Genomic DNA, 12,737 nt, shown 5'->3' on the forward strand with positions numbered 1-12,737 from the left:
GACGTTTTGAAATCCAGTCGGAGTTGGCCATACTCACCAGCAACATTCTTGGGTCGGAAAGCTGCACGACGCTGGTCGAACGAAACACGGCGTCGCCTCGTGCAGCGAATCCCGTGAATCGGCGACAACCGCAGCCGGCGGGACAAGACGGCCAGACATTAGGTGAGGGTTAGGGCGAGGTTTAGTGATGGTGGACCAACTCCAGCATGCGACCGAGGCGCTGCGGAAAGCGCTGGTCCAGGTTGAACGCCTGAAGCGCACCAATCGCGCGCTACTGGAGCGGTCAAGCGAGCCGATCGCGATCGTCGGCATGTCCTGCCGCTTTCCCGGCGGCGTCGACAGCCCCGAGTCGCTGTGGCAAATGGTGGCCGACGGCCGCGACGTGATCTCGGAGTTTCCCGCCGACCGAGGATGGGACGTCGGGGCGCTGTACGACCCCGATCCCGACGCCCGCCACAAGTGCTATGTGAACGCCGGCGGTTTCGTCGACGGTGTCGCGGATTTCGATCCGGCCTTCTTCGGCATCGCGCCCAGTGAAGCCCTGGCGATGGATCCCCAGCACCGGATGTTGCTGGAGCTGTCCTGGGAAGCGTTGGAGCGGGCCGGGATTGACCCCAGTGGCCTGCGTGGCAGCGCCACCGGGGTGTTCGCGGGGCTCATCGTGCAGGGCTACGGCATGCTCGCCGAGGAGATCGAGGGTTACCGGCTGACCGGCATGACCTCGAGTGTGGCCTCGGGGCGGGTGTCGTATGTGCTGGGGCTGGAGGGTCCGGCGGTGTCGGTGGACACGGCGTGCTCGTCGTCGTTGGTGGCCTTGCACATGGCGGTGCAGTCGCTGCGTTCGGGGGAGTGCGATCTGGCGCTGGCCGGCGGCGCGACCGTCAACGCCACGCCGACGGTCTTTGTCGAATTCAGCCGGCACCGGGGACTAGCACCCGACGGGCGATGCAAGGCGTACGCCGGCGCGGCCGACGGCGTCGGCTGGTCTGAGGGCGGGGCGATCCTGGTCGTCGAGCGGCTGTCGGATGCGCAGCGGTTGGGGCATCCGGTGTTGGCGGTGGTGCGGGGTTCGGCGGTCAATCAGGATGGTGCCTCCAATGGGTTGACTGCGCCCAATGGTCCCTCGCAGCAGCGGGTGGTGCGTGCGGCGCTGGCCAACGCGGGCCTGGCCGCGTCGGAGATCGACGTCGTGGAAGGGCACGGCACTGGGACCACGCTGGGTGATCCGATCGAGGCGCAGGCGTTGTTGGCCACGTACGGGCAGGATCGGGGTACTAGCGGGCCGTTGTGGTTGGGGTCGATCAAGTCGAACATGGGTCACACGCAGGCCGCCGCGGGTGTGGCGGGTGTGATCAAGATGGTGCAGGCCATGCGCCATGAAACGCTGCCCGCGACACTGCATGTCGATGAGCCCAGCCCGCATGTCGACTGGTCGGCGGGTGCGGTGTCGTTGCTGACCGAGGCCCAGCCCTGGGGTGCGGATCGTCCGCGGCGGGCGGGGGTGTCGTCGTTTGGCATCAGCGGCACCAACGCCCACGTGATCATCGAGGCCGCCCCCGCCGAAACCGTTGAGGTCACCGAGCGCCCCGAGGTGCCCGTGGTGCCGTGGGCGTTGTCGGCGAAGTCGGCCAGGGCGCTGGCGGCCCAGGCGGCGCGGCTGGCCGAATACCTGCGTGCCCACCACGAATTGGACGTCGCGGACGTGGGATGGACGCTGGCCGGTCGCGCGACGTTCGAACATCGGGCCGTCGTGGTGGCCGCCGACCGGGACCGGTTGCTGGCCGGGCTGGACGAGCTGGCCAACGATGACCCGACCGGGACCGTCCTGCGGGGCATCGCGACGCCGGCGGGCAAGACCGTGTTCGTCTTCCCCGGACAGGGCTCCCAATGGCTGGGCATGGGCATCGAACTGCTCGATACCGCACCTGTATTCGCACAACAGATCCAGGCGTGCGAAGAGGCGTTCGCCGAATTCGTCGACTGGTCGCTGATCGACGTGCTGCGCGGCGCACCCGGCGCACCCGGAATGGATCGCGTCGACGTGGTGCAGCCGGTGCTCTTCGCGGTGATGGTGTCGCTGGCCGAGCTGTGGAAATCGGTCGGGGTGAGCCCGGACGCGGTGATCGGCCACTCGCAAGGCGAAATCGCCGCGGCCTACGTCGCCGGAGCCTTGTCGTTGCGCGACGCAGCCCGGGTGGTCACGCTGCGCAGCAAGCTGCTGCGCTCGCTGGCCGGCCCCGGGGGCATGCTGTCGATCGCCTGCAGCACCGAGCGGGCCCGGGAGTTGTTGGCGCCCTATGGTAGTCGGGTCAGCATCGCCGCCGTCAACGGCCGGTCGGCGGTCGTGGTGTCGGGCGACGTGGCCGCGCTCGACGAACTCGTCGGGTTCTGCGCCGACCTCGAACTGCGAACCCGGCGCATCGACGTGGACTACGCCTCGCACTCGGTGGAGGTCGAGACGATCCGCGACGACCTCGCCCAGGCGCTGTCCGGCATCGAGCCGCGTTCCTCGCGCATCGCGTTCTTTTCCACCGTGACCGGAAACCGCCTGGACACAGCGGGTTTGGACGCCGACTACTGGTACCGCAACATCCGGCAGACCGTGCAGTTCGACCAGGCCGTGCGGAGCGCGAGCGAGCACGGATACCGGACGTTCATCGAATCCAGCCCGCACCCGGCCCTGGTCGCGGGCATCGAGGACACCGCCAACCACCATGCCGGCCGCGACGCCGAGGCCTCCGAAGCCAAGGTCATTCCGACCCTGGGCCGCGACGACGGCGGGCTCGACCGATTCCTGACGTCCGCTGCCACCGCGTTCGTCGCGGGAGTGAGCGTGGGTTGGCGTGGTGTGCTGGACGGGGCCGGCTTCGTCGAGCTGCCCACGTATGCCTTTGACCGCCGGCGGTTTTGGCTGTCCGGCGAAGGAGCCGCGGCCGACGCCACCGGCCTGGGCCTGGGAGCCAGCGAGCACCCGCTGCTGAGCGCAGTGGTCGAACTGCCGTCCTCGGGCGGGGTCGTGCTGACGGGCCGCCTTTCGCCCAGCCTGCAGGGCTGGCTGACCGACCACGCCGTGTCCGGTGCGGTCGTGTTCCCCGGGGCCGGCTTTGTGGAATTGGCGATCCGCGCCGGCGACGAAGTCGGGTGTTCGACGGTCGACGAACTGACCCTGCAGGCGCCATTGATGTTGCCCGCCAAGGGCTCCGGAGCGGGATCGGTGGCCGTACAGGTCGTGGTGGGCCCGGCCACGGAAACCGGTCAGCGCGTCGTGTCGATCTTCTCGCGGCCGGACACCGGCTCGGGCTGGGTATGCCACGCCGAGGGCACACTGAGCACCGGCTCGGTCGAGCCGGGCGCGGACCTGTCGGCCTGGCCGCCGGCGGGCGCCGTCGCGGTCGACCCGGCCGACGGTTACGAGCAATTGGCCGCCCGCGGTTACGGTTACGGCCCGGCGTTCCAGGGCCTGACCGCGGCCTGGGTGCGCGGCGACGAGATCTTCGCCGAGGTGCGGCTGCCCGACGCCGCCGGGAGCGTCAATGGGTTCGGCGTGCACCCGGCGCTGCTCGACGCGGCCATGCACGCGCTGGTCATCGGCCACCAAATGGCCGACCACACCGACGAAGTGGTGTTGCCGTTCTCCTGGCAGGGCGTGTCGCTGCACGCCGCGGGCGCATCGGCGGTGCGCGCACGCATCGCGCCGGCGGGCGCCAGTGCGGTGTCGATCGAACTGGCCGACGGCCTCGGATTGCCGGTGCTGTCGGTGCGCGCGATGGTGGCGCGCTCGATGAGCGAGCGGCAGCTGCGCGCGGCGGTGTCGGCCTCGGGTCCCGACCGGCTCTTCGAGCTGGAGTGGTCGCCGGCGACCGCCGGCGCGGGCGAGACGCCCCCGCACGAAGTCTTCGAATCCCTTGCCGCCGAGGAAGACCCGGTCACGGGATCGTATCGTCGCACGCATGAGGCCCTGGCCGCCGTGCGGTCGTGGCTGTCCGAGCACGACTCCGGGGTGCTGGTCGTCGCGACGCGCGGCGCGATGGGACTGGCGGGGGAGGACGTCCCCGACCTGGCCGGCGCGGCGGTGTGGGGGCTGGTCCGGTCGGCGCAGACCGAGCATCCCGGCCGGATCGTGCTGGTGGATTCCGATGTCGCGCTGGACGATAGCGCGATAGCGACCGCTCTCGCCGTCGGCGAGCCGCAGGTGCTGCTGCGCGACGGCAAGGCCCACACCGCACGGGTGCGGGGCAGCCGTGCGGTCGACGGCATCATGACACCCCCGGAAAGCGGCCCCTGGCGGCTGGGCATCAGCAGCGCGGGCACCTTCGAAAACCTGCAACTCGAGCCGGTTCCCAACGCCGACGCTCCGCTGGAGCCGGGTCAGGTTCGGGTGGCCCTGCGCGCGATCGCCACCAACTTCCGCGACGTCATGATCACCCTGGGCATGTTCACCCACGAGGCGCTGCTCGGCGGCGAAGGCGCCGGAGTCGTGGTCGAGGTCGGACCGGGAGTCACCGAATTCGAGGTCGGCGATTCGGTGTACGGCTTCTTCCCCGACGGCAGCGGCACCCTGGTGCCCGGCGACGTCCGTCTGCTGCAGCGCAAGCCGGCCGACTGGTCCTACGCCGAAGCCGCCGGCATCTCAGCGGTTTTCACCACCGCCTACATGGCGTTCATCCACCTGGCCGAGGTCCAGCCCGGGCAGCGAGTGTTGGTGCACGCCGCCGCGGGTGGGGTCGGGATGGCCGCCGTCCAGCTCGCCCGGCACCTCGGCCTGGAGGTGTTCGCCACCGCGAGCCGCGGGAAATGGGACACGTTGCGGGCCATGGGCTTCGACGACGACCACATCTCGGACTCCCGCAGCCTCGAGTTCGAGGACAAGTTCCGCTCGGTCACCGGCGGGGCCGGCATGGACGTGGTGCTGGACTCGCTGGCCGGCGAATTCGTCGACGCCTCCCTGCGCCTGGTCGCCCCCGGCGGCATGTTCCTGGAAATGGGCAAGACCGACATCCGCGACCCGGGCGCAGTGGCCCAGGAATACCCGGGCGTCCGCTACCGCGCCTTCGACCTGTTCGAGCCCGGACGTCCCCGCATGCATCAGTGGATGATCGAGCTCGCCGGCCTGTTCGACGCCGGGGTCCTGAAACCGTTGCCGGTGACCACCTTTGACGTGCGGCGCGGTCGCGCGGCCTTGCGGTATCTGAGCCAGGCCCGCCACATCGGCAAGGTCGTCATGACTGTGCCTACCGGACCGGGTGCCGGCCTGGCCTCGGGCACCGTGCTGATCACCGGCGGGACCGGCATGGCGGGATCGACGCTGGCGCGTCACCTGGTGGCGCACCACGGCGTCGAGGACCTGGCGCTGCTGAGCCGGCGCGGACCGGACGCGCCGGGAGCCGCCGAGCTGATCGCCGAGCTGGAAGCGGCCGGCGCCCGGGCGCGAGTGATCGCCTGCGACGCGGCCGACCGGACGGCGCTGGCCGCGGTGATCACCGAACTCTCGGCGACTCGGCCCCTGTCCGGCGTGATCCACGCGGCCGGCGTGCTCGACGACGCGATGCTCACCTCGCTGACACCCGAGCGGATCGACGCGGTGCTGCGGGCCAAGATCGACGCGGCCTGGAATTTGCACGAACTGACCCGCGACCTGAATCTGTCGGCGTTCGTGATGTTTTCCTCGATGGCCGGGCTGGTGGGCTCGTCGGGCCAGGGCAACTACGGCGCCGCGAACTCGTTCCTCGACGCGCTGGCGGCGCATCGGCGCGCGCACCGGCTGCCGGCGATCTCGCTGGGCTGGGGCCTGTGGGACCAGGCCAGCGCCATGACCGGCGGGCTCGACGCCGCCGACCTCGCCCGGCTGGGCCGCGACGGGATCCTGGCGCTGTCCTCGGACGAGGCCATGGAACTGTTCGACACGGCATTGATCGTCGACGAACCCTTCCTGGCGCCCGCCCGCATCGATCTCGGCGCGCTGCGCGCCCACGCGGTCGCGGTGCCGCCGATGTTCACCGACCTGGTCAACGCGCCCACGCGGCGCCGGGTCGACGACTCGCTCGCGGCCGCGAAGTCCAAATCGGCTCTGGCGCATCGCCTCGACGGCCTGTCCGAGGCCGAGCAGCACGCCGTGCTGCTGGACCTCGTGCGCTCCCACATCGCCACCGTGCTGGGCAACACCTCCGCCGAGGCGATCGACCCGGACAAGGCGTTCCAGGAGTTGGGCTTCGACTCGCTGACCGCGGTCGAAATGCGCAACCGGCTCAAAACCGCGACGGGACTGGCGCTTTCGCCCACGCTGATATTCGACTACCCGACACCCAACGGCCTGGCCGGCTACATCCGCACCGAACTCGCCGGGGCCCCGCAGGAGATCAAGCACGCCCCGGTCGCGCGCGCCACCGAGGACGATCCGATCGTGATCGTCGGCATGGCGTGCCGCTATCCCGGCGGGGTGAATTCCCCCGAGGATCTGTGGCAGATGCTCACCGAGCGCCGCGACGTCCTCTCCGATTTCCCGACCGATCGCGGTTGGGATCTGGCCGGCGTGTACAACCCGGATCCCGACGTCCCGGGCACCTGCTACACCCGGACCGGCGGTTTCGTCGACGGTGTCGCGGATTTCGATCCGGCCTTCTTCGGCATCGCGCCGAGTGAGGCCCTGGCGATGGATCCGCAGCAACGCATGTTCCTCGAGCTGTCCTGGGAAGCCTTGGAGCGGGCGGGAATTGAACCCGGCGCGCTGCGTGGCAGCGCCACCGGCATGTTCGCCGGCGTGTACACGCAGGGCTACGGCATCGACGCCGCGCCCACCGCGGAGGGCTTCCGGCTGACCGGTCAGTCCTCGAGTGTGGCCTCGGGGCGGGTGTCGTATGTGCTGGGGCTGGAGGGTCCGGCGGTGTCGGTGGACACGGCGTGCTCGTCGTCGTTGGTGGCGTTGCACATGGCGGTGCAGTCGCTGCGTTCGGGGGAGTGCGATCTGGCGCTGGCCGGCGGCGTCACGGTCAACGCGACGCCCGACATCTTCGTCGAGTTCAGCCGCATGCGCGGGTTGTCCGTCGACGGCCGGTGCAAGGCGTACGCCGGCGCGGCCGACGGCACCGGATTCTCCGAGGGCGGCGGCATGCTCGTGGTGGAGCGGCTGTCGGATGCGCAGCGGTTGGGTCATCCGGTGTTGGCGGTGGTGCGGGGCTCGGCGATCAATCAGGACGGTGCCTCCAATGGGCTGACTGCGCCCAACGGTCCCTCGCAGCAGCGGGTGGTGCGTGCGGCGCTGGCCAACGCGGGCCTGGCCGCGTCGGAGGTCGACGTCGTGGAAGGGCACGGCACTGGGACCACGCTGGGTGATCCGATCGAGGCGCAGGCGTTGTTGGCCACGTACGGGCAGGATCGGGGTACTAGCGGGCCGTTGTGGTTGGGGTCGATCAAGTCGAACATGGGTCACACGCAGGCCGCCGCGGGTGTGGCGGGTGTGATCAAGATGGTGCAGGCCATGCGCCATGAAACGCTGCCCGCGACACTGCATGTCGATGAGCCCAGCCCGCATGTCGACTGGTCGGCGGGTGCGGTGTCGTTGCTCACCGAGGCCCAGCCGTGGGGTGCGGATCGTCCGCGGCGGGCCGGGGTGTCGTCGTTCGGCATCAGCGGCACCAACGCCCACGTGATCATCGAGGCCGCCCCCGCCGAAACCGTTCAGGTCACCGAGCGCCCCGAGGTGCCGGTCCTCCCGTGGGTGGTGTCGGCGAAATCGCCGTCGGCGTTGAGGTCTCAGGCTGCCCGGCTGGCGACCCATCTGCGCGCCCACCCGGATCTGGACGCCGTCGATGTGGGCTGGACGCTGGCGGGCCGGTCGACCTTCGAACAGCGGGCCGTCATCGTCGCCGACGACCGTGACCGCCTGCTGGCCGGGCTGGACGAGCTGGCCGCAGACGAACTGGCCCAATCAATCATTCGCGGGACGGCGGCGCCCGGCGGCAAGACCGTGTTCGTCTTCCCCGGTCAGGGCTCCCAACTACTCGGCATGGGTAGGGGATTGCACGACGCGTACCCGATGTTCGCCGAGGCCTTCGACGCCGTCCTGGCCGAACTGGACCAGCACCTGCTGCGCCCCCTGCGCGACGTCATCTGGGGCAGCGACGAAAGCCTGCTGAACACCACCGAATTCGCGCAGCCGGCGCTGTTCGCGGTGGAAGTCGCGCTGTTCCGGCTGCTCGAATCCTGGGGCATACACCCCGACTTCGTGATGGGCCATTCGATCGGCGAGCTGTCCGCCGCCCACGCCGCCGGCGTCCTGTCGCTGAAGAACGCCGCCGTCCTCGTCGCCGCCCGCGGCCGATTCATGCAGGCGCTGCCTTCGGGCGGGGCGATGGTCGCCGTGCAGGCCACCGAAGACGAGGTGCGGCCGCTGCTCGTGCCCTCCGAACAAGACAGCGTGGGCATCGCTGCCGTCAACGGGCCTGCCTCCGTGGTGATTTCGGGAACGCAAGGCGCGGTGACCGCGATCGCGGACCAGCTCCGCGCCGAGGGCCGCCGCGTCCATCAACTCGCCGTCTCGCACGCGTTCCACTCCCCGTTGATGGACGCCATGATCGACGAATTCGGCACCGTGGCGGCGGGACTGACCATCGGCAAGCCGACCATCCCGATCGTGTCCAACGTGACCGGCGGGCTGGCCACCGATGACTTCGGAACCGCGGCGTACTGGAAGCGGCACGTCCGCGAGGCGGTGCGATTCGCCGACAGCGTCCGATTCGTCCATGCGGCTGGCGGCAACCGATTCCTCGAAGTCGGCCCGAGCAGCGGTCTGACGGCGTCGATCGAGGAAACGCTGGCCGACAACCCGGTGACGACGATGTCCGCGCTCCGCAAGGACCGGCCGGAGCCGACGGCCCTGGTCAACGCCGTCGCGCACGGGTTCGTCGCCGGCATGGCGGTGGACTGGCGCGGCGCCATCGGCACGGCGAATCTCGTCGAACTGCCCACGTATGCCTTTGATCGGCGGCGCTTTTGGCTCTCGCGCGACGATGCCCCCGCCGATGCCGCGGGTCTGGGCCTGGCCCCCGGCGAACACGCCCTGCTGGGCGCGGTGGTCGAACTGCCGGCGTCGGGTGGGGTGGTGTTGACCGGTCGGTTGTCGCCGGGTACGCAAGGCTGGCTGGCCGATCATGCCGTCGGCGGTGTCGTGCTGTTCCCGGGTGCGGGATTCGTCGAGTTGGCCATCCGCGCCGGCGACGAGGTGGGCTGCGGAATCCTCGACGAGTTGAATCTGGCCGCGCCGCTGGTGCTCCCGGCCGGTGGCTCGGTCGCGGTTCAGGTCGTGGTCGGTGGCCCGGACGACTCGGGTGCGCGCGCGGTGTCGGTGTTCTCACGCGCCGAAGCGGGCTCGGGCTGGTCGTTGCACGCCGAAGGCGTGCTGCGCGCGGGGTCGGTGGAGCCGGGCGCGGACCTGTCCGCGTGGCCGCCCGTGGGTGCGGTCCCGGTGGAGGTCGGCGACGGGTACGAGCAACTGGCCGAGCGTGGTTACGGGTACGGGCCCGCGTTCCGTGGCCTGACCTCGATGTGGCGCCGTGGCGACGAAATCTTCGCCGAAGTGACCCTGCCGTCCGACGCCGGGGTGTCGGTGAGCGGGTTCGGGGTCCACCCGGTGCTGCTGGACGCGGCGCTGCACGCGGTCATCTTGTCGTCCGAGAGCGACGAGCTCGCCCCGGGTTCGATACTGGTGCCGTTCTCCTGGCAGCAGGTGTCGTTGCACGCCGCGGGGGCGGCGGCGGTGCGCGCCCGGATCATGCCCGTGGGCGCCTCGGCGGTATCGATCGAACTGGCCGATGGGCTCGGACTGCCGGTGCTCTCGGTGGCATCGATGGTGGCCCGTCCGGTGACCGATCAGCAGCTCCTGGCCGCGGTGTCTAACTCGGGACCGGACCGGCTCTTCGAGCTGATTTGGTCCGCTCAGCCGACATCGACGGTGCAGCCGGTGTCGGTAAGCGCTTGGGGTGCACCGGAATCCGCGGAATCCGACAACGGCGAGGCCGGACTATCCGTGGTGCTGTTCGAATCGGAGCCGGTGTCGGGCGACGTGATCACCGAGGTGTACGCGGCGACGCGAGCGGTGCTGCCGGTGCTGCAGTCCTGGTTGTCCCGCGACGTCACGGGGACGCTGGTGGTGGCGACCCGGGGCGCGATGACGTTGCCCGGGGAGGACGTCACCGATTTGGCCGGCGCGGCGGTGTGGGGCCTGGTGCGGTCGGCGCAGACCGAACACCCCGGCCGCATCGTGCTCGTCGACACGGACGCGCCGCTGGATCCCGACGCGATCGCCGCCGTGTTGGCGGTCGGCGAGCCGCAGGCGTTGCGGCGCAACGGGATGGTCTACACCGCGCGGGTGCTCGGCAGCCGCGCGGTCGGCGGCCTGCTGACGCCGCCCGAGCAGGGCCCGTGGCGGTTGGGCATGAGCAGCTACGGCACGATCGAGAATCTGCGGATAGAGCGGATTCCCGACGCCGACGCGCCGCTGGGACCCGGGCAGGTGCGGGTGGCGCTGTCGGCCATCGCCGCCAACTTCCGTGACGTCATGATCGCGTTGGGCCTCTATCCCGACCCGGACGCGATCATGGGCATCGAGGCAGCCGGCGTGATCACCGAAACCGCCTCGCAGGACGGGCGTTTCGAGGTCGGCGACCGCGTCATGGGGCTGTTCCCTGACGGCACCGGAACGATCGCCAAAACCGACGAGCGCCTGCTTGTCAAGGTGCCGGCGGGATGGTCACACACCGCCGCGGCGACTGCTTCGGTGGTGTTCGCCACGGCGCGCTACGCCCTGGTGGATCTGGCCGCCGCGAAGCCCGGTCAGCGGGTGCTGGTGCACGCCGCCGCCGGCGGGGTAGGAATGGCCGCGGTCCAGCTGGCCCGCCAGATCGGGCTGGAAGTGTTCGCGACGGCAAGCCGTGGCAAGTGGGACACGCTGCGGGCCATGGGGTTCGACGACGACCACATCGGAGATTCGCGCAGCCTTGAGTTCGAGGACAAGTTCCGCGCGGTCACCGGCAGGACCGGCACGGCCGGGATGGATATCGTGCTCGACTCGCTGTCCGGCGAATTCGTGGACGCCTCCCTGCGGCTGGTCGCGCCGGGCGGGGTGTTCCTGGAGATGGGCAAGACCGACATCCGCGACCCCGAGGTCGTCGCGCGCGACCACTCCGGGGTGCGTTACCGCGCCTTCGATCTCTTCGAAGCCGGACCGGACCGCATCGCCCAGATGCTCGACGAGCTGGCCGCCATGTTCGCCGAAGACGTGTTGAGGCCGCTGCCGGTGACCCGATTCGACGTGCGCCGTGCGCCCGCCGCGCTGCGCTATCTGAGCCAGGCCCGCCACGTCGGCAAGGTCGTCATGACCATGCCGGACGCGTGGACGGCGGGCACCGTGTTGATCACCGGCGCCACCGGGATGGCCGGTTCGGCGGTCGCGCGGCACGTCGTGACCCGCCACGGCGCGCGGAACGTGGTGTTGGTCAGCCGGCGCGGTCTTGATGCGCCGGGGGCGGCGGAGCTCGTGGCCGAGCTGAGGGCGGCCGGCGCGCACGCGGAGGCGGTGGCCTGCGATGCCGCCGACCGCGAGGCCTTGGCCAAGGTGATCGCCGACATCCCGATGCAACGCCCGCTGACGGGGGTGATCCATGCCGCCGGCGTCTTGGACGACGCGGTGGTGACGTCGCTGAATCCCGAGCGGATGGCCGCGGTGCTGCGTTCCAAGGTCGATGCGGCATGGAACTTGCACGAGTTGACCCGCGACCTGGATGTGTCGGCCTTCGTGATGTTTTCGTCGATCGCCGGCCTGGCGGGCGCCTCGGGACAGGCCAACTACGCCGCCGGCAACTCGTTCCTGGACGGGTTGGCCGCGCATCGACGCGCCCACGGCCTGCCGGCGATCTCGTTGGGCTGGGGGCTGTGGGATCAGGCCAGCGCCATGACCGGCGGGCTGGGCGCCGCCGACCTCGCCCGGTTCGGCCGGGACGGGATCGTCGCGATGTCCTCGGAGCAGGCGCTGGAGCTGATGGACACCGCGCTCATCGTCGACGAGCCGTTCATGCTGCCCGCCCACATCGACCTCGCGGCGCTGCGGGTCAAGTTCGACTCGGGCACGCTGCCGCCCATGTTCGTCGATCTGATCAACGCGCCGACGCGACGCCAGGTCGACGACTCGCTGGCCGCCGCCAAGTCGAAATCCGCTCTGCTGCAACGCCTCGAGGGGCTCCCCGAGGACGAGCAGCAGGCGATACTGCTGGACTTGGTGCGTTCGCACATCGCCACCGTGCTCGGCAGCTCCAGCCCGGAGGCGATCCACCCGGACCGGGCGTTCCAGGAGCTTGGCTTCGACTCCCTGACCGCAGTCGAGATGCGCAACCGGCTCAAAGCCGCGACCGGGCTGGCGCTTTCACCCACGCTCATCTTCGACTATCCGAACTCCGCGGCGCTGGCGGGCTACATGCACCGAGAACTCGTGGGGGCGTCGGAACAAACCCCGGGGGGCGCGGCGCCGGGCGAAGCCGAGATCCAGCGCGTCGTCGGGTCGATTCCGGTCAAGCGGCTCCGACAGGCCGGCGTGTTGGAACTGCTACTGGCGCTGGCCGACGAATCCAACGGCAACGCGCAGTCCGCGGCGCCGGCGACCACCGAAAAGGACATCGCCGACATGGACCTCGATGACCTGGTCAACGCGGCGCTGCTGGACGACGACGACTAGCCACCTATGACCACCA

Annotated in this window: 1 protein-coding gene; it reads left to right on the forward strand. The window is 70.3% G+C overall.

Features of this window, described 5'->3' with window-relative positions:
• Positions 1–187: 187 nt before the first annotated feature.
• Positions 188–12,721, forward strand: coding sequence for a type I polyketide synthase (locus W7U_RS07200; protein WP_008256381.1), 12,534 nt, complete (start codon positions 188–190; stop codon positions 12,719–12,721).
• Positions 12,722–12,737: the final 16 nt, after the last annotated feature.

Source organism: Mycobacterium sp. H4Y (assembly GCF_000364405.1).
GTDB lineage: Bacteria > Actinomycetota > Actinomycetes > Mycobacteriales > Mycobacteriaceae > Mycobacterium > Mycobacterium intracellulare.